18 protein-coding genes are annotated in these 19,887 nt (G+C 47.7%); 2 read left to right on the forward strand and 16 right to left on the reverse strand.

The genetic code is table 11. The features are described 5' to 3' along the window. Positions 1-2 precede the first annotated feature (2 nt). From T456_RS0115530 to rsxC, 8 genes are all read right to left on the reverse strand, one after another. Entirely contained in the window at positions 3-1,268 is a 1,266-nt protein-coding gene (locus T456_RS0115530; RefSeq protein ID WP_024866933.1) for a GTP-binding protein, read from the reverse strand. Positions 1,269-1,391: 123 nt separating this feature from the next. Next, positions 1,392-3,308: a hypothetical protein gene (locus T456_RS0115535; RefSeq protein ID WP_024866934.1), complete on the reverse strand. Its 1,917-nt coding sequence runs from the start codon at positions 3,306-3,308 to the stop codon at positions 1,392-1,394. 417 nt (positions 3,309-3,725) lie between these two features. Continuing rightward, a complete protein-coding gene (locus T456_RS0115540; RefSeq protein ID WP_081749118.1) occupies positions 3,726-4,520 on the reverse strand; it encodes an RnfABCDGE type electron transport complex subunit B in 795 nt (264 codons plus the stop codon). A gap of 180 nt (positions 4,521-4,700) precedes the next feature. After that, positions 4,701-5,285, reverse strand: coding sequence for an electron transport complex subunit RsxA (gene rsxA / locus T456_RS0115545; RefSeq protein ID WP_035802250.1), 585 nt, complete (start codon positions 5,283-5,285; stop codon positions 4,701-4,703). After that, on the reverse strand, positions 5,285-6,061 hold the full coding sequence (rsxE, locus tag T456_RS0115550; RefSeq protein ID WP_035802487.1) for an electron transport complex subunit RsxE: 777 nt from the start codon (positions 6,059-6,061) through the stop codon (positions 5,285-5,287). Before rsxE ends, rsxA begins: the two co-directional genes overlap by 1 nt. Positions 6,062-6,066: 5 nt before the next feature. Continuing rightward, positions 6,067-6,666 carry an RnfABCDGE type electron transport complex subunit G gene (locus T456_RS0115555; protein WP_024866938.1) on the reverse strand — a complete coding sequence of 200 codons (600 nt, stop codon included), beginning with the start codon at positions 6,664-6,666 and terminating at the stop codon, positions 6,067-6,069. Beyond that, complete coding sequence (locus T456_RS0115560) at positions 6,663-7,613, reverse strand: RnfABCDGE type electron transport complex subunit D (RefSeq protein ID WP_024866939.1); 951 nt, start codon at positions 7,611-7,613, stop codon at positions 6,663-6,665. Before T456_RS0115560 ends, T456_RS0115555 begins: the two co-directional genes overlap by 4 nt. Before the next feature lie 13 nt (positions 7,614-7,626). Continuing rightward, the gene (rsxC, locus tag T456_RS0115565) at positions 7,627-8,943 is read right to left on the reverse strand and encodes an electron transport complex subunit RsxC (protein ID WP_024866940.1); all 1,317 of its coding nucleotides are present in this window, start codon (positions 8,941-8,943) and stop codon (positions 7,627-7,629) included. A 139-nt stretch (positions 8,944-9,082) separates the two neighbouring features. On the opposite strand from rsxC, the gene T456_RS0115570 reads away from it, so the two are divergent. After that, positions 9,083-10,258, forward strand: a complete 1,176-nt coding sequence (locus T456_RS0115570; RefSeq protein ID WP_024866941.1) for a ribonuclease H-like domain-containing protein — start codon at positions 9,083-9,085, stop codon at positions 10,256-10,258. A gap of 131 nt (positions 10,259-10,389) precedes the next feature. Here the strand turns inward: T456_RS0115570 and T456_RS0115575 are convergent, their stop codons facing one another. The 8 genes from T456_RS0115575 to T456_RS0115610 all read right to left on the reverse strand — a co-directional run bounded on the left by T456_RS0115575 (position 10,390) and on the right by T456_RS0115610 (position 18,233). Continuing rightward, complete coding sequence (locus T456_RS0115575; protein WP_024866942.1) at positions 10,390-11,175, reverse strand: CheR family methyltransferase; 786 nt, start codon at positions 11,173-11,175, stop codon at positions 10,390-10,392. Positions 11,176-11,298: 123 nt separating this feature from the next. Next, on the reverse strand, positions 11,299-12,498 hold the full coding sequence (locus T456_RS0115580) for an endo-1,4-beta-xylanase (protein WP_024866943.1): 1,200 nt from the start codon (positions 12,496-12,498) through the stop codon (positions 11,299-11,301). Between the two features lie 95 nt (positions 12,499-12,593). Then, entirely contained in the window at positions 12,594-13,751 is a 1,158-nt protein-coding gene (gene rpsA, locus T456_RS0115585) for a 30S ribosomal protein S1 (RefSeq protein WP_024866944.1), read from the reverse strand. After that, entirely contained in the window at positions 13,732-14,583 is an 852-nt protein-coding gene (ispH, locus tag T456_RS0115590; RefSeq protein WP_024866945.1) for a 4-hydroxy-3-methylbut-2-enyl diphosphate reductase, read from the reverse strand. The genes rpsA and ispH overlap by 20 nt, the downstream gene beginning before the upstream one ends. Positions 14,584-14,658: 75 nt before the next feature. Next, complete coding sequence (gene cmk, locus T456_RS0115595; RefSeq protein ID WP_024866946.1) at positions 14,659-15,327, reverse strand: (d)CMP kinase; 669 nt, start codon at positions 15,325-15,327, stop codon at positions 14,659-14,661. Between the two features lie 109 nt (positions 15,328-15,436). Further along, positions 15,437-16,744 (reverse strand): NAD(P)/FAD-dependent oxidoreductase, encoded by a 1,308-nt coding sequence (locus tag T456_RS0115600; protein ID WP_024866947.1) that lies wholly within the window; start codon positions 16,742-16,744, stop codon positions 15,437-15,439. Continuing rightward, a complete protein-coding gene (locus T456_RS0115605; RefSeq protein ID WP_024866948.1) occupies positions 16,745-17,671 on the reverse strand; it encodes a MurR/RpiR family transcriptional regulator in 927 nt (308 codons plus the stop codon). 10 nt (positions 17,672-17,681) lie between these two features. Beyond that, positions 17,682-18,233 (reverse strand): TetR/AcrR family transcriptional regulator, encoded by a 552-nt coding sequence (locus T456_RS0115610; RefSeq protein ID WP_024866949.1) that lies wholly within the window; start codon positions 18,231-18,233, stop codon positions 17,682-17,684. A 158-nt stretch (positions 18,234-18,391) separates the two neighbouring features. Between T456_RS0115610 and T456_RS0115615 the strand changes: the two genes are divergently transcribed. Next, positions 18,392-19,879: an MFS transporter gene (locus T456_RS0115615; RefSeq protein ID WP_024866950.1), complete on the forward strand. Its 1,488-nt coding sequence runs from the start codon at positions 18,392-18,394 to the stop codon at positions 19,877-19,879. The last annotated feature ends 8 nt before the right edge of the window (positions 19,880-19,887 follow it).

Consider the following 19,887-nt stretch of genomic DNA (forward strand, 5'->3'; position numbering starts at 1 on the left):
AATCAGAGTCTTCTGAACAGTTTCTGAAGGTTGTCCTCGTTGAGCTCGGAACCGATAACGCAGAACTTACCTGTAACATCTGCTGCTCCGTCCCTGACCTCAGCCTCTCCGGGAACATAATCAAACTCTATCCAATTACCGTCAACCGAAGGAACAACACCCTTGGTACGAAGAACGATTCCGTAAGTCTCCTCATCCTCCAGCTTGCCAAGCATTCCTTCGATTTCTTCCTTAGTGTACTTAAGGGGTGTCTCCATACCCCAGCTCATGAAGATATCATCAGCGTCATGGTGATGATGTTCATGGTCATGGTCATCATGATCGTGATCGTGGTCATCATGGTCATGATGATGCTCATGCTCGTGATCATGCTCGTCGTGGTCATCATGGTCGTGGTGATGGTGCTCATGCTCGTGATCGTGCTCGTCGTGGTCATCATGGTCGTGATGATGGTGCTCATGCTCGTGATCGTGCTCGTCATGCTCATCGTGGTCATGATGATGGTGGTGGCACTCGCACTCCTCGTCATCGCACTCTCCCTCGGGATGTGCACTGTAGATTACGGAGCCATCCTCAGCAACGGTCTTGTGGCTTCCGTGATCATGATGGTGATGATGATGGTGATGCTCCTGCTCCATTACAAGCTTAAGAAGCTCAGCCTCAAGGTCATTGTTACCCTCGAAGGTATCCAGTATCTCTTTTCCGGTGATCTGATCAAGAGGTGTTGTGATAATTGTAGCCTTGCTGTTGTGCTCACGAATAAGCTCAACAGCTGTCTCGATCTTGCTCTGATCAGCCTTGTCTGTTCTTGTAAGAATGATTGTTCCTGCATTCTCGATCTGGTTGATAAAGAACTCACCGAAGTTCTTGATATAAACCTTGGCCTTGGAAACATCAACAACGGTAACTGCACTGTTGAGCTCCATGTTATCATCTGTATCTGCAATGTTCTGGATAGCTCTCATTACATCTGAAAGCTTGCCTACGCCTGAGGGTTCAATGAGGATTCTCTCAGGTGAGTACTGATCCATTACCTGCTTGAGGGATGTCTCGAAATCTCCAACCAGTGAACAGCAGATGCATCCTGAATTCATCTCGGTGATCTCGATTCCGGACTCCTTAAGGAAGCCTCCGTCAATACCGATCTCTCCAAACTCGTTTTCAATAAGAACAACTCTTGTTCCTGCCAAAGCCTCCTTTAAAAGCTTCTTTATCAATGTGGTCTTGCCGGCTCCGAGGAAACCGGAAATTATATCTATTTTTGTCATATACACTCCAATCTGCACTGTGATTCTGTGCTATATCCGCTACAACACATCTATTCTATGCAGACTGCCCCATAATGTCAAGAAATCTGTTAGCAATAGCTTCCAAGGGGTGTTTGAGGCCGTTTATCCCTGCCCTTCGGTGGTTTCTTCAGGAGCATCCTCCGAAGTCGCCTCCTGGGATGTTCCTTGCTGCGCTGCATCCGGCGCGCCGTCACCTTCCGTATTCCCGGAATCAGAATCTGCCGAGCCGTCTTTGTTTTCAGCGTCAATGTCTTTGCCGTCATTGCCGCCCTTTTCGTCCTTGGCCCCGTTATCTAAATCACCGGGAAAAGAAGCATCTGCCCCCGCGGACGAACTTTCGGTTACAGCAGCATTTCCTAAAGGCGCTGTATCTTTTTCCGGTCCCTCTGTAAAGTCAAATAAGTCACTGTCTGCATTAAAATTCCGGAAACCTGTGGTTCTCATAAGACTTGTCTCAATGGGAGCAGAGCTTCCTGAGTTTCCGTTTCCGGTAACTGTCTCATAGTCTACTCCGTTTCCGGAAAATCTGATTTTGGCTCCCACTACCTGGCCGTGAACATAGCCGCAGGAAGTGGCATATCCCTCAAGTTCACCATCTGCGTACTTGCAGATCTTTGTCTTTCTTTCCTCAGAACCGGTCAACGTACCATGTCTGGCTGCTACCTCAGCCAGAGATGTGGATGTTTCTCCGTGGCTTCTTCCGGTAGTTACATAGACAGCGCCGCAGTAATTGCAGCGGTACTTATAGAATGCTTTTCCGTTGTAGTAATCACCCTCATAGCTTAACCACGTTATGCTATCCTCGGTTTCATAATGATAGACTATCTGGGTCTTATAGCAGCTGTCGGTATGAACATGATGGATGTCCTTGGTGTAGCATCCGCCCTTCCTGTCTTCTCCCACAAGATTTTCATTGCATTCGCCTCCCGTAGCATCTGTGTGATAATGGTAGGTGTATTCCACCTCCCCGGGAATCTCATTTTCAGGGAGAACATACTCGGTCTCGATATTCATAACAGCTGCAGCGATTTCATCAAATGTGGCATCTTCTCTGACTTTTATGCCTTTAGTGAGTAACGCCGATGCCACCTTCTTTTTTCCGTCACTCACAAATGTAAAAACCGTTTCAAGATTTTTGTTGACGTCGCTCATCTGAAGCCCAATGTAGCTCTTAAGTTCCGAAAGATCACCTTTAACGCCGATGATCTCGTTATTTACATTGCCCATTCCGCTGTTGATCGTAGAATCAATCTTGGCAAAATTATTATTGATGGTATTTGAAATTGCACCGATCTCAGTCTTAAAATCCGCCATGGATGTGGTATTCTGCTCTGTCAGTCTTGCATCGGTCTCTTCAAGCCTTGCAAGAAGATCTTTGTACTGATCCTGCATCTTGTCTGTGAGATCCTTATTGCCGCTCTGGACAGCGGTCCTGATCTCTCCCATAAGATTCCTGGTATTCTCTTTTGTTTCATTGTACTTGTTCTCGATCTTTTCAAGTTCAACATAGAGATTACCTATCTCTTTATCTACCTGGGCTTTATTGTCGGAACTGCCTTTCTCCATGGAGTTTTTGAGGGTATCGATGGCTGACTCCGTATTGCTGATAAGCTGGCGAAGGTCCTTCATGTCTTTATCAAGACCAACTACTTTCTCTGTGACACTGCTGGTCATTCTCTCGGTGAGCTCGCCCGCTTCCTTATGGTTTTCACTGCTCTTTTCACTGTATACGCTAAGGCTCTTCTGGTTTTCGGCAACGGTCTTGTCGATGCCGTCAAGGTACTCCTTAAGCTCATCAAGCTTCTCTACTGTCTTCTCATTGCTCGCGATCTCATCCTGTCTAAGCTCTTCCTTGGCAGTTGCGGTGACTACCGGAGTACTAAGATATATCAGCCCTCCGCAGATGGCAGTTGCGATAACAACCGCAATACCTACCACCAATGTGTCATGCCTCTTAAGCTTTTTGAGCAGAAGCTTAATTGAGTTGTTCTGTTTCGACCACTTTTCTTTCAAATTCATGTTTCTTTTCCCTTTCCTTACTACCTTTGTCTGTTGTCTTTTGTTTTGTCGTTTTGTTTTGTCTTTTTTGTTTTATGTCTTTGATGGTCTGCAGCAAAGGACGTCAAAAAGAGACATGGCTTCCCCGCCACAAACGTAAATAAAAAAATAAAGTGGAATATCTCCGGATGAACATCCGGGATTATCGCCGGCAGAATACCGACAGAAAGTTATTATACATATCCGCGATAAAAAAGCAAGGGGAAATTTGAAAAACAGTATCGTAAAAAAATCCCCATACATCCATGAGGCCTTAACAGCCAATGATGTATGGGGATGAAATCCTATTTTGTTTATGCGGTGATTATACATGCCGCCTTACCGGTTTTTGCCTCCGGTTTTTGCCTCCGGTTTTGTCGCCGGGAGCGCACACCCGGGTCACACAGCCTTGATAGCCTTCTTCGGGCACTTGGTTACGCAGGTACCGCAGTGTGTGCACTTCTCCTGATCAATGACAGCCACGTTGTTCTCAACGGTGATGGCACCTGCAGGACAGTTCTTTTCACAGATGTGGCAGGCTATGCAGCCAACTGTGCAGTAGCCGTTAACGGCTTTGCCCATATCCTGTGATTTGCAGGATACAACCTGTGTTGCGGTATAGGGAATAAGGTCGATAAGGTGCTTCGGGCAGATGTCGATACATTTACCGCAGGCCTTACACTCTTCCTTGTCCACCACTGCCACGCCGTTAACCACATGAATGGCATCAAACTGACAAACGGATACGCAGGTTCCGCCTCCGAGACATCCGAAGCCGCAGGTCTTTGAACCGCCGCCGGGAGCCTGAGTCTGAAGTCTGCAATCTGAAACTCCGTTGTATTCGTATTTGGTCTTTGCTTTTTCGCAGTCGCCCTGGCAATGTACATATGCCACCATCCTGGTGGAATCGCCGGCCTCTACTCCCATGATACCTGAGATTATTTCAGCCACAGGAGCTCCGCCAACAGGGCACTGGTTTACGGCAGCCTCACCCTTGGCGATGGCAGCCGCACATCCCGAACAGCCGGGGAAGCCGCATCCACCGCAGTTGTTGCCGGGGAGAGCTTCTAAAATAGCCTGTTCTTTTTCATCCACATCAACATGCAGTTTCATGTCTGCCACACCCAGGATTATTCCGATAACGATACCTGCGCCGGCCACCACTGCAGTTGCAATGAGTATTCCAGTGATCATAATTTATTCTCTCCTAAATATATTATACGTGATATACGGATTGCTCCGCTTCGCTCTCGCAATCCTACATACATTCGGAATCCGCACTGTCGTGCTACTTCCTCATGTATGTTCGGTCCTCAAGGTTGCAAGGTGCTTTGTGCAAGCACAGAACCTTGCAACTTTGAGTCCCTATATCACTCATTTCAGTGCACTAAATCCTGTAAATGCAATGGCCATAAGTCCTGAGGTGAGGAGAACCAGGGGCATTCCCTTGAAAGGAGCGGGGATGTCGTTGTACTCCATCTTCTCACGAAGACCTGCAAGGATAACAATGGCAATGGTGAAACCTACAGCTGTGGCAAATCCGCAAACAGTACTCTGAAGGATTGTGTAGCCGTCGGTAACGTTGTTGAGGGCAACACCCAGAACAGCGCAGTTGGTTGTGATCAGGGGAAGGTATACACCAAGGGCCTGATACAGTGAAACCACATATTTCTTGAGGATCATCTCAACGAACTGGACCAGCATCGCAATTACAAGAATGAATACGATGGTCTTAAGGTAAGAAAGATCCAAAGGTGAAAGAATAAACTTGTAAATAATACTGCAGACCAGGGAAGCCATGGTGATTACGAAGATACATGCGGCTCCCATTCCAAGAGCGGTATCTGTCTTCTTGGAAACTCCAAGGAAAGGACAAAGGCCCAGGAACTGGCTAAGTACTACGTTATTTATCAGGGAAGCTGAGATCATCAGTCCCACAAGACTTACTATTGTAGACATTATTCAGCCTCCTTTCCGGCATCCTTGTCAGCCATGATCTTGTCGGCTGCTGCTTCTTCAGCTGAGGAACAGCATCCCTCTCCGAACTTCGATGTATCTTTTCCCTTCCTGGCCATGTTCATCTTAACTTTGTTCATGATGGCAATAAGGAATGCCAGAACAAAGAAGGCGCCGGCCTGCTGGATAAAGATACTGATGGGCTGATAACCTGAAAGGAAAGCCCCAACAGCTCCGGGAACCACTGTTCCCTCGCCGAGGATCTGTACATCAAAGGCTGTACCTGCTCCCACAAACTCTCTCACAAGACCGATGCAGGTGATGGCACAGGTAAATCCGATTCCCATTCCGATTCCGTCAAAGAATGCAGGAATGATACCGTTCTTGCTGGCATAAGCTTCCGCTCTTCCGAAGATGATACAGTTAACAACGATAAGGGGAATGTATACGCCCAATGCCTTGTTAAGTGTAGGTACATAAGCTTTCATAAGAAGCTCTACCAGTGTAACGAATGATGCGATAACAACGATGAAGGACGGGATCCTGACCGTTGAAGGAATTGTCTTTCTGAGCGCTGAGATAACCGCGTTACTGAGCGCAAGAACGAATGTTGTTGCAAGTCCCATACCAAGGCCGTTGATAGCTGATGAAGTAACGGCAAGGGTAGGACACATTCCGATCATGAGAACCAGTGTGGGGTTCTCAACAATGAGGCCGTTAAAGAATCTCTCTGCAGGAGTATTCTGTTTAAAGCCTAAAGCACCTTTTTTTGCTTCCATGCTGATCACTGACCTCCTTTCAGAACATTTTCAAAATAGGCAACCGCCGCATTTACACCGTTTGTAACGGCTCTTGATGTAATGGTGGCACCTGAAATAGCCTCGATCTGAGTATTTGCATCAGACAGCTGTCCGCTTTTTACTACCCCGAATTCTGTGGCAGCCTTGTCGGCAAACTGTGGAGCAACCACCTTCTCGGCATTCATTCCCAGACCGGGAGTCTCGGCGATGTTGATGATGGAAATTCCGTTGATGCTGCTGTCGTTGGTAATACCAACCGTGTAGGTAATAAAGTCGCCGTAACCCTTGGACTTAACCTGGATAACATATCCAAGACCGTTTCCTGAGGCATCCTTGGCTTCCTTGACACTCTCGATGGTCACTCCGCTGTAATCCGCAAGAGCCGTTGTCTCTTTTACCTCTACCTCATCAAAGGTTGAAGCCTGCGCAAAAACCGACTGATTGGCTCTGTCCTGGGCCAGCTTGTCCTGATAGGCAATGGGGTCCTTGGTAACCTGGTAAACGATTCCCAGAAGAACTCCGGCCACCAGAGTGATTGCAAAGAGGATAAGTGCATTTTTGATCATTGACTTTGTATCATTCATGCTTTTTTCGCCTCCTTCTTTGCAGTTTTCTTAATACCGAAGGCTCTCGGGATCGTGAACTTCTCAATAAGAGGAACCAGAAGGTTTCCGATCACGATTGCAAAGGAAACGCCCTCAGCATTGGCTCCGAAGATTCGGAATATTCCGGTCAAAAGACCTAAGATGACGCCGTAGATAACTCTTCCCTTGGGAGTTATGGGGCAGGTCACATAGTCGGTAGCCATAAAGAATGCACCAAGCATCAGTCCGCCGCCTGCAAGGTGTGCGGAGATGTAGGACCAGTTAAAGCCGTAGCCGCCGAAAATTCCCACAAACAATGCAAAAGTTATGATATAGGAAAATGGTATTACGTAGTCAATCACGCCAACAGCAAACAGGATCATGGCACCGATGGCAATGGCGATCATTGAAGTCTCACCGATTGTTCCGCCGGTTCTTCCGATAAGCATGTCCATGATGTTAACGCTGACACCGTTCTTTAAGTTTGCAAGAGGTGTAGCTCCTGTGTATGCATCGGTAATGAAATTTGTCATAAGCGCGGGAAAAGAGATAACGAGGAAGCATCTTCCTCCAAGGGCCGGGTTCATGAAGTTCTGCCCCAGTCCGCCGAATATCTGCTTAACCATGATTATGGCAAAGATTCCTCCCAGCACCGGTATCCACCACGGCACTGTGGAAGGAAGGTTCATTCCCAGAAGAAGTCCTGTGACTACAGCCGAGAAATCACCAACAGTTACAGGTTTGTGCATTGCCTTCTCGTAGATGAACTCTGTGAGAACGCAGGTTGCAACAGAAATAAGCAGTATTATAAGTGCATCTAATCCAAAGTTATAAACGCCGAATCCCGCAGCGGGAAGAAGCGCTATAACTACCCACATCATAATGTTTGAAGTTGTTGTCCTGGACCTGACATGAGGATTGGATGACACTCTTCTTAAATCACTCATTCAAATGTCCCCCTTACTTTTTTCTATTGGCGAGCTGTATCTTTCTCATGCCCTTGATCAGCTGAGTGAGCTGACGTCTGGCAGGGCAGATAAAGCTGCAGCATCCGCACTCGCAGCATTCCATTCCGTACATTGAAAGGAATGACTTCTCATCATTGTGTTCAACGGCATCTGCCAGGTTCTTGGGTATGAGCCTCTCGGGACATACCTCAACGCAGCGCGCGCAGTTGATGCAGGCACTGGGCTCAAGAGCAGCGACCTCATCCTTTGTAAGGCAGGTCAGCGCAGATGCAGTCTTGGTAGTGGGAACATCAAGATCAAAGATGGCAAAGCCCATCATGGGACCGCCTGAGATGATCTTGGCGGGCTCTTTCACAAAACCGCCGGCATCCTCAAGAAGCTCCCTGTAATTGGTGCCGATCCTGACTTTATAGTTACGGGGATCAGCCACAGCATCGCCGGTAATGGTAACGATCCTCTCCATAAGGGGACGACCTTCCTTAACGGCGCGGCTTACAGCGCACAGGGTATCAACGTTGTCAACGATGCATCCTGCGTCTGCGGGAAGCATTGAAGAATTGATCTCCCTGCCCGTAACGGCATAAATAAGCATTCTCTCAGCACCCTCGGGGTACTTGGTCTTAACGACCTTAACGCTTATCTTCTCTTCGTCTTTAGTTAATTCTCTGAGTTTGGCGATCGCATCGGGCTTGTTGTCCTCAACCGCAAGAATACCTCTTGCATTGGGGAAAATGCTCACCGCGATCTTAAGACCATCGATAAGAAGCTGGGGCTCCTCAATCATCCTTCTGTAGTCAGATGTGAGATAAGGCTCACATTCCGAACAGTTGGCGATAACATAATCGATCTTGTCCGGCTCCTTCGGTGCAAATTTGACAGCTGTGGGGAAGCCTGCACCGCCCATTCCAACTACGCCTGCAAGACGAACTGCGTCAATCTTGTCCTGGGGAGTCATCTCCTCATAAGGCTTAGCAGGTTTGAACTCAACCTCCTCATATTTCTCATCGTTCTCCACGATGATGCTCTGGCACATAGCTCCTGTAGCCAGGCGTCTTGGTTCTATAGACTTAACTGTTCCGGAGACAGTTGAATAAACAGGAGCCGAAACGAAACCGCCGGCTTCTGCGATCATCTGTCCTGTCAGAACATGGTCCCCAACCGCAACAATTGGCTTGGCAGGTGCTCCGATGTGCTGGGATAAGGGATAAACCAGATCCCCTTTTGGTAGCACTGCTTTGATGGGTTTGTCCTTGGAAAGCTCTTTGCCTTCGTATGGATGGATTCCACCCGAAAAAGTACCTCTTGCCATTTTCCTACCCTTCCTCCGATTTAGAAATTCTTATCTCAGAAGACTTCCGAGATGAAAAAACCTACCCCTTATTATACTCTCAATATCGTAAATATGGTAGAATGTAAAACGTACGAAATACTCAGAAAGTGAGAAAATAATGAACAAAATCCACCAGACTTTATCACAGAGTATCCCCGTTCCGGAATATCTTACAGAGGCAGCGGAGTGCGATCTTGGGGATGTTCTTTTTTTTGATATAGAAACAACGGGACTGTCCCCCAAAAACTCAGACATCTACCTCATAGGTGCAGCATACTTTAAAGAGGGCCTTTGGCACATCTGCCAGTTCTTTGCCGAAAACACCTGCGAGCAGGAGGATGTATTAAAGGCTTTCTCGGCTCTTTTGGCCGATTACAAAGCCCTTGTTTCCTTTAACGGAGACCGGTTCGATATCCCGTTCCTAAAAAGCAAATACAATGCCTTCGGCCTTCCGGACCCCTTTGGGCAAAAGAGATCCATCGACCTTTATAAGTTCGTCCATGCCTATAAGATTCCCCTGGGTCTTCCGGACTGCAAGCAGAAAACCGTGGAACTTCTTCTTGGAATAAACAGGGAGGACAAATACAGCGGCGGAGAGCTTATCAAGGTCTACAAGGATTTTCTCGTAAATAAGGATGAGGACTTCAAGGAGCTTTTGCTTCTCCACAACAGCGACGATGTAAAGGGAATGCTCTCCCTTCTTCCAATCCTGAATTTCGGCAGCTTTTTTGCCTCCTTCGGAAACATGCCAAAGGTCTCCGTCAGAACGGATGAGGATATTGAGGAAAAAGACTTAGGGCTCCCCGTAAGGGCCGTGAAGGTAAGTGCCAACTACTACAACTCCCTAGACGGTTCCTCCAAGCAGGAAGTCATAATGAAGCTTGCCTTAAACACCGAGCTTCCCGCTCCCCTTTCCGCCAACAAGCTGGGCTGCTTTTTCAAGGCGGAGAAAAATGAGGCAGTGCTCAGAGTCCCGCTCTTTGAAGAGGAGCTAAAGTACTTCTACTCCAACTACAAGGACTATTACTACCTTCCCCAGGAAGACATGGCTATTCATAAGAGTCTTGGAGAATTTGTTGATAAGGATTTCAGACAGAAGGCCAAAGCCGAGAACTGCTACACCAAGAAGAGCGGCCAGTACCTCATTGAATGGGACCTGGTCTTCACTCCTTTTTTCAAAAGAGATTACAAGGACAAGAACTTCTTCTTTGAGCTTAACGATACCATGAAAAAAAGCAGGCTCGCCATGAGCCTGTACGCATCCCACGTTATAGCCAACGTGCTGGATATTTAAAATGTTAACGGTAAGTCGGAGAACATTCCCTGCGACGCACCTTTTGACAAATAATAAAAAGGGCGCTTTTCGCCGGCTTGCTGCTTCGCAGTAAACCGGAGTTAAACGCCCTTTTCTCATCTCCTCAAGACTTATGCCTGGGGTTTTTCGTAGTAGAAGGAATTCTTTCTTACAAAGCCGATATCCTTGTAGTTGATGATCTGCTCCGTACTTCCGATAAAGAGAATTCCGCCGGGAGCCAGGGTATTGTAGTACTTTCTGAAAATATCGTCCTTGGCTTCCTCAGTGAAGTAAATAAGCACGTTTCGGCATACGATCAGGTGATAGTCCTTCGGATAGGGATCACGAAGAAGGTCTGCCTGCTTGAAGGTAACCCTTGATGTGATCTCGCTGTTAACCTTCATCTTGCCGTCGGGAGTCTCAGTGAAGAATTTCTTTTTGAACTCCTCGGGAACATTTGCAACTTCCTTCTTGTCATAGATAGCTGCCTTAGCCTTTGCCAGAACCACTGCATCAAGGTCTGTAGCAAGAACGCTGATCTGATTAAGAGGGATGTGCTTTGAAAGCATCATAACAATCGTATAGGGCTCATCGCCTGTCGAGCAGGCTGCGCTCCATATCTTAAGGTTCTTTCCGAACTTGCTCATAAGCTCGGGAACCATATCCTTGTCCATAAGCTCCCACTGCTCTTTGTTTCTGAAGAACTCAGATACATTGATGGTGAGATAAGTAACAAAGGAATCCAGGGCCTCTCTGTCCTTCTTGATAAGCTCAAGGAATCCGTCATATCCCTTAACATCGTACTTGCCGATAAGGGTATCGATCCTTCTTTTCATCTGCTTTTCCTTGTAAGCATTAAGATCGATCTTGGTCAGATCATAGACACCCTTTTTAAACCACTCATAATCAAATGCCATAGTTTCCTGTTCCTCCTGAGGTACTATTAATTAACGACATGTCGATAACTTAATTTTATATTAGGAGGAATTGTATGTAAAATTAAATAAGTATAAAAAAGTTTTCTGTAAGTTTACATCTTATTAAATAACTATGGTCTGATCTTCATTGTCTGTAAGATCTGCAAATGTCTTTTGCCCATTGGCAGTAATGCTGTACTCTCCCTTGAAGCCCTGCACCCTGATACGGCCCTCGGAATCTGTCTTGACCGTGATGTCCGTGTGCCACTCCTTCTTTATAAGGTCTCTGAGCATCAGGTAGGAAGGTTTTAATGAATTGTCTTTTCTCACAAAGCCGCTTGGAGCGTTGAGCCATGCGCCGTCCCTGAAGTCCCAGGTGGTGATCGCTTCAACCAGAGGATGGGAAAAGAGTGTTCTGTACATCTCCTCGATTTCTTTTGCCTGACGTTCTTCTCCTTCGGGAGTGCTGGGCCACTCGTCCACCTGCCAGTCGTTGAGGTCCACGATATGAGCCGGCATGATATCTCCGGAGATAAGCGTGTTCTCGGTAAAATGTATGGGAAGGCCAAAGAAGGAAAATCTCTCAAGAACCTCCTCAAGCTTTTCTTTGCCCCAGTATCCCTGGTGCTGGTGGGACTGGATACCGATGGCGCTTATGGGAACACCGGCGTTAAGACAGCCGTCTATCAGAATCTCGTAGTTAATGGATGTGTTGAAGTCATTGAGAAGAAGCGTAGCTTCAGGGTTGCACTCATGGGCTTTTTCAAACACCTCTTTTATAAGGGCAACTCTTCCTTTCTCCTTGCAGATCCTGGTGATGGCATTGTCATACTTATCGAATATGGGCATGATCACAACTTCATTTATGACATCCCACATGTCGATGACGCCCTTAAAGCCTGTCACCTCACGGTCTATTCTCTCAAGCTGCTTTTTAAGTATGGTCCCGTTGTCATATTTCATAAGCCAGTCCGCACAGACAGTGTGCCAGCAAAGAGGATGCCCCTTGATGGTCACGTTCTTCTCCTTGAGGAACCCAGCGGTCTTCATGAGGACGTCAGTCTGAGGCTCCCCCTCCTTGGGTTCAAAGTTTCCCCAGTAAAAGGGCAGGGTTCCGAAATTGAATACATCCAGCCATTTGTCCGTAAGGTCTTTGTATTCCTCTTCCCCCTTCATCACATAGGGGATAAAATCAAAGGCTCCGCAGCCAAATAAGAAGCTGTGGTTTGTCTGCACCAGGCGAATCTCCTGATCTGCAACGGGATTACCGGCCTTGTCCTTAAGTCTGATATTCTTGTTAAACTGTCTGTGGGAAATATCCATACTGTTTTCCTTTTCCTATGATGCTTTTTGTTTTAAAAAAAAGAACTCCGGCAGCATTCTGCCGAAGTTCTCATAAGTTCTGAAATATTTAATAATTATGCATTCTCGTCTTCTGCTGCCTGCTCTGCAATAACCTTGTCGATATCAACGGATACTACATCGCCCTCTTCCTCAGCAGCTGCAGGCTCCTCTTCCTTCTCGGGAGCGAACATAGCCTTGATTGAAAGACTGATCTTCTTGTCATCCTCGTTAAAATCAACGATCTTAGCTTCTACTTCCTGGCCAACCTTAAGAACGTCAGCGGGCTTCTCGATGTGCTCCTTGGCAATCTGAGAAACATGGAGAAGTGCATCGATACCGGGCTCAAGCTCTACAAATGCACCGAAGTCTGTCATTCTGGCAACCTTACCTTTAACAATGTTGCCTACAGCGTACTTGGATGTTGCATCCTTCCAAGGGTTCTCGTCGTCGAACTTTCTTGAAAGAGCGATCTTGCTGCCGTCGATGGACTTAACAAGAACCTTAACGGTATCACCGATCTTGAATACCTTCTTAGGGCTCTCAACACGTCCCCAGCTCATCTCTGAGATATGAAGAAGTCCGTCTGCTCCGCCAAGATCGATGAAAGCACCGAAATCTGTAACGTTCTTAACTACACCTTCTACAACATCTCCTGCCTGGATTGTATCGAAGAGCTTCTTGGCTGCCTCTGCCTTCTCAGCAGTTACAAGCATTCTTCTGTTTCCGATATATCTTCTTCTCTTAGGATTGTACTCTGTTACTACGAACTGGATCTCCTGATCCTGATACTTGGTAAGATCCTTCTCATATCCGTCTGATACAAGACTTGCGGGGATGAAGATTCTTACTTCATCAACGATAACTGTAAGTCCGCCTTCAAGCACCTGAACAACCTTGGCTGTAAGAACCTCTTTGTTGTTGAATGCCTCTTCAATTCTCTTGTTGCCTCTGTCAAGGGCAAGTCTCTTATATGAAAGAACGACCTGGCCGTCTGCATCGTTGGTCTTAAGAACCTTAACGTCCATCTTGTCGCCAACCTTAACGGCTGTTGTAAGATCAATGCTGTTGTCGTTGCTGTACTCATTCTTGGTTAAAACACCGTCGGCCTTGTAACCAATGTTGAGGATGATCTCATCAGGCTTAACGTCAATAACAGTTCCCTCAACAACCTCCCCTGTGTGAATTGTTTTGAACGATTCGTTAAGCATCTGTTCAAAAGTTTGTTCTGACATAATTCTGAACCTCCTCAATAATGTTCTTTGGGGTTGAAGCCCCGGCGGTAATACCCACGAGAGTAGCTGATTTGTCCAAATTCAAATGCAGATCCTCCAGGGTTTGAATAAAATATGTATTCTCACATCTCCTGCTGCATATCTCATACAATTTACGTGAATTGGAGCTGTGGGCGCCACCGATAACGATCATGGCATCCACCTTGGAGGAAATTTCCTCCGCCTCGGACTGCCTTTCGTCAGTGGCGTTGCATATTGTATTCACAATATTAATATTGTAACCATAATTATTCAATATTTCAATGGTTTCTTGAAATTTATTCTTGTTAAACGTGGTCTGGGACACGACTGTGTATTCCGTTTCCTTGTCAGCCCGCATTTGCTCTGCCATCTGAGGGGAGTCGATGACGAAAACGGGGCCTGTAGCGTAGCTCACAATACCTTCCACTTCAGGATGGTTTCCGCTGCCGACAACAATAATGCCTTTTCCTTTTCCGCTCTCCTCTTCCACGATCCGGTGGATCCTCTTAACAAAGGGGCAGGTGGCGTCAATGACCTCTAGGCCGCTGTTTGTCAGCATTTCGTGGATCTGCTTCGTGACTCCGTGGGACCTTATGATAACAGTTCCCTCTTTTATGCCCGAAAGATCCTCGATGTTCTCTATGACTTTCACGCCTTTTTTCTCCAGATCCCCCACCACGGTCTCGTTGTGGATAATGGGTCCGAATGTATAAATATTAGTTTTTTTGTCCCGGATCTGATCATAAACGGTATCAACAGCCTTGGTGACCCCAAAGCAGAATCCCGCATGCTCGGCTACTATAACTTCCATAATTTTCTCCTCTTGCCCGGTTAAACCGGATGTCGCCTTTAGTGGGCGGCCCGCCTGTAAAGCTCCGGCGCCTTGTCAGCCAACAGCGTTCCTGTAAAGCTCCAGGATTCTGTCTGCCACTTCGTCGATGGTCATGTCGGATGAATCCAGAAGGATGGCATCATCAGCCTGTTTCAGGGGTGAGTTCTCTCTGTGGCTGTCGCGGTAGTCTCTCTCAATGATATCCTTCTCAATGGCGTCAAAGTCGCACGCTACGCCTTTTGCAGTAAGTTCCTTGTATCTTCTCTCGGCTCTTACCTTTGAGCTTGCGGTAAGGAACACCTTAAGGTCAGCCCCGGGAAGCACCACGGTTCCGATGTCTCTTCCGTCCATGACAACATCTGTTGTTTCTGCCAGCTTCTGCTGCAGCTCCACCAGCTTTTTTCTCACATCGCCGTTTACGCTGCTGGCAGAGGCCATATTGCCCACAGCCTCAGTCCTTATAAGGCTGTTAACATTCTCTCCGTTAAGATATACCACCTGAATTCCGCTCTCGTATTTGATGGTAATGTCTGCGCTATTGCAGGTTGCACTGATCTTCTCCGATTCATCGGGATCAATTCCGTTCTGTATCATATACAGCGCCATGGCCCTGTACATTGCCCCCGTATCAACATATATAAATCCCAGTTCTTTAGCCACTTTCTTGGCTATAGTGCTCTTTCCTGCTCCGGCAGGTCCGTCTATTGCAATGCTCTTACTCATAATCTTTATCTCCCAGTTCGTAATATTACTTAAGTTCCGGCTCCGGCCGGTGCGCATGTTTGGGTTCCCGCCGGTGCGCATGTTCCGGTTCCCGCCGGTGCCTGCCATCTCACTTAGCAGCAGCGGACTCTCCCGCAAGGTGTCCCGTGGACCAGGCCACCTGAAGGTTGAAGCCTCCGGTCTCGGTGTCAACGTCCATGACCTCCCCGGCAAAGTACAGTCCGGAAACAATTTTGGACTCCATGGTTGAGGGATCTATCTCCTTGACATTGACCCCACCCCTGGTGATTATTGCCTCGTTAAAGCTTCTGGTTCCGGTCACCGTCATTGGCACGTTCTTTATCAGCTTAACAAAAGCCAGGCGTTCTTCCCTGGTAATGGAATTCACGGGCTTTTCAGGATCTATCCCCGACAGTTCCACCATAACCGGTATCAGTTTGGAGGGGAAAAGACCTCCCAAAGAATTCCGGAAGATCCTGTTGGGCGCATCGTCAAAGTCCCGGAGTATCCTCTTATCCAGCTGTTCCTCGTTCAAAGCGGGCTTAAGATCAAGAAGAAGTCCTGCGCTCTTATCCCTGTCATAATAGCAGCTGGCAGTCAGTACCAGCGGTCCGCTTACGCCAAAGTGGGTAAACAGCATCTCGCCAAAGCCGTCGTAGACGGGCTTTTTCTTCTTGCCGCCTTTTGCCTCGCCGTTTATCTGCGCTGCTGCGCCGCCCTTCGCCGCGCCGGCATCCTTGTCCTGATACATCCTAAGTCCCACATTCTTAAGGGACAGTCCCTGAAGGTCCGTGCACCAGTGCTCACTGACTTCGAAGGGAACAAGAGAAGGTCTTGGCTCCACAATGCTGTGGCCCATATCCTTCGCAAATCTGTAGCCGTCTCCTGTTGAGCCGGTGGAAGGATAGGACTTTCCTCCGGTGCAGATGATCACCGCATCGAACTCTTCTCTTGTGATGGGCTCATCCTTTTTGCTGTAGGTAACTCCGGTAACGCTCCCCCCAAGGGCTTCCACAGAGTAAACCGGCGTGTCGAACTGCACGTTTACACCGGCTCTTTTTACTGCATTAAATAGAGTCTTAATGATATCGGAAGAGTGGTCGGATACGGGGAATACCCTGTCCCCGCGCTCAATCTTGAGTCTGCAGCCGTTCTTTTCAAAAAAGTCCATGACCATGCTGTTGTCAAAACCGTAGACCGCGCTGTACAAAAAACGCGGGTTTCTGCGGACATTGTCAAAATACTCATTGACGTCGCAGGCATTGGTCACATTGCAGCGGCCCTTGCCGGTTATGTATATTTTTTTGCCAGGCTTTTCATTCTTTTCAAAAACAGTGACGCTCCCGCCGCTTTCCGCAGCAGCAAGCGCCGCCATCATCCCGGCTGCACCGCAGCCGATAACTGCTATTTTTTTCACTTAGGTGCTCCTTTTGTTCATAATGTGAACATCCACATCATTGGAAGCAAAATCAATCTCGTCGTTTAGATAAACCTGGTAGTTGTTCCAGGTCTCCTCCAGCATCTTAAGGTCTGCCTGTACCTCATTGGGGCGTCTCATGCACATGGCTACCACCAGGGCATTGATAACGCTAAGGGGTGCCACCAAAGAGTCCACTATGGAAGCCATCTCGCTCTTTGCAAGGATATTGCAGGAGGAATACAGGTTCATGGGTGAATGGATGGAATCGGTGATGGTGATGACCTTTGCATTCCTGTCGTTGGCAAATTCCATGCACTTTAAAGTCCTCATGGAATACCTTGGAAAGCTGATCCCGATGATACAGTCCCTGTCCCCGATCCTGATCATCTGCTCAAACATCTCGCTGACACTGGTGGTACGGATAAGAACGTTGTTGCCTCTTATCATATTCAGGTAGAAATGAAGGAAATCGGCAAGGGGCTCACAGCTTCTGAGTCCCACTATGTATACCGTCCTTGCCTTCAGGATAATATCCACCGCAGTCTTGAAGGCCGCCACGTCGATATTGTTTATGGTGTGTTCGATATTGGAGATATCCGACTGAAGGATGCTGGAAAGGATCTCTCCTTCGCTGCTCTTTCCGAATCTGCGTCCCACTTTCTCAACGGATCCGAACTTATCCCCTACCCATTCCGCAAGGGCCTTCTGAAACTCGGGATATCCCTCGTAGCCAAGGCTCATGGCAAAGCGGACCACAGTGGATTCGCTCATGCCTACGATCTTGCCAAGCTCGGCCGCTGTCATGAAAACAGCCTGCTCGTAGTGGTCGCAGATGTAAGTGGCAATATTCTTCTTGCCCTTACTCATCCGTGAATAGCATTCATTTATCCTGGTGATGACATCTACGTCCTTCGCAAACTTCATAGCATCACCATCAATTACTGAAAGCCTTGTAAGCTGACTCCAGCATATTTACGCTGGTTGCCTCATCAAGGTCATAATCGCCGGTAACAGCCATGCATCCTGCGCCGTGGATGAAGATCCACATCTGCATAAACAGCTGCTGAGCATCGGAAGCGCCCTTTGCTGCTGCCTTATTGATCTCTTTTACCACATTCTCTTCAGCGCCGTTTACCAGGTCGTACATGCTCCTGGTATCCTCTCCGTGCTCGGAGATAAAAAGAAGTCTGAAAAGATGGGGATACTTCTGGGCAAAGCCGATGTATGCAAGGCCCAGGTCCACGAAAGGAACCTCATGAGTCTTCTCACGCTCTGCGTAGTACTCTGAATAATACTCTGCTGCCCTGTCGTAAACGTCCTTCTTGAGGGCATCCATGTTCTCGTAGATCCTGAAGATGGGCTGGGTTGAGCATCCTGCAGCTGCTGCAAGCTTCCTGGATGTGATCTGCTCAAAGCCCTCCTTCCTTGTTATCTTAAATGCAGCATTTACTATCTCTTTCTGCGTAATGGTAGCTTTTCTGGACATACCGTTCCTCCCCCGATGTGAAAATACGTTTCGTTTCGTCAGAAAACAAAACGTGCGTTATTATTTTACATAATCGCCATCTTAGTGTCAATGAACGCGCGCTTTTTGATATAATAAAAGGAGTGGTTACATTAAGATTTTAATTGGGGGTTTTACTTATGGACAACAACAAAAAACACAGCTACGGATTAGGCAGCAGAATGATGTACGGAATGGCCGAATTCTACGGAGGCGGCGCTTTTGTCATCATCAATACTTTCTTTGCGGTATTTCTTACCAAGGCTCTTGGAATGCCCACCGCTCTTGCGGGCACCATTCCGCTTGTGGGTAAGGTGTGGGATGCCATCACCGACCCGATAATGGGCAATATAACAGACAGGACCGTTTCAAAGTTCGGTCCCAAGAGATTCTACATTCTCATAGGCGGCATTGTTTCCGCCCTTACCTTCATCGTGATGTGGGTCACTCTTCCCACCAGGTCCATCATGGGCATGTATTTCTTTTACCTGTTCATGTACTGCCTGTTCTCCACGGGATTTACCATCATCTCCGTTCCCTACAACGGACTTCTTCCCGACATGATCGATGACTATACCATAAGGGCCAAGTTCTCCAACGTACGTATGATCTGGTCCACCTTGGGATCCATGGTCTGCGGCCTTGTTCCCACCTTCATCATCAGGGACAATCTTGACACTGGTTCTTACATGCGCTGCGCCCTTATCTTCGGTTTCCTGTTCTTTGTGACATCAATGGTCACCTTTGCAGGAACCTGGGAACACCAGAAGGAGCCTGTAAAGGCAAGCCTTCTTGAGAGTTTCCCCCAGGCAGCCAGCGTATTTAACAGCAAGTCCTTCAGACTTTTCATCTGCATCTACCTCTTTGGCCAGTGCGGCATGGACTTCGTATCCGGCATGGCGGTTTACTATGTTGATGATGTCTTAAACGGCTACGGAAACGGCTATTTCACCTACCTTATGGCGGTGCTCCTTGTAACTCAGCTCGTGGGAATGCTCATCTGGGGGCCCGTTATGGCAAAGACCTCCAAGAGAACCACCATCCTTATCGGCGCGCCTTTAAGACTTCTGGGAACCCTTGGACTTCTCTTTTTCTCCCATGAAGGAGCAAACATCGTTCCCGTACTTATCATGTCCGGCCTTATCGGTATCGGAAATGCAGCTACCCTGACCAGTATCTTCTCCATCATGGCCGACATGGCTGAGGTGGACGAGCTCATCACCTCCATCAGAAGACCCGGCATCGTATCCGGCATGGCAACCTTCGCAAGAAAGATCTCCTCAGGTCTTTCCGCTGCCATCATCGGCTTCCTCCTTTCAGCTGTTGGCTACGATTCAAACATCGCCAACCAGGGACTTCGCCAGGCTGTTTCAACCCAGCGGGGCATCGTTATGATCTTCGTATTTGTTCCGGCTTTTTTGATGGTTCTTCTCATCATCGTCGGATACGTATTTCCTCTCACCGGTAAAGAGTTTAAGGTTGTCCAGAAGGAAATCGCAAGAAGGCGCGGCAATGACAGTTCCGTGACCACCGACGAAGAAAAGAAGATCTGCGAGAAGGTTACGGGTCTTTCCTACGACAAGCTCTGGAACAGGGACAATGCAAGGCCCGGAGCCAAAAGACACTGATATTGACA

The organism is Butyrivibrio sp. FCS014 (genome assembly GCF_000526935.1).
Classification (GTDB): domain Bacteria; phylum Bacillota; class Clostridia; order Lachnospirales; family Lachnospiraceae; genus Butyrivibrio.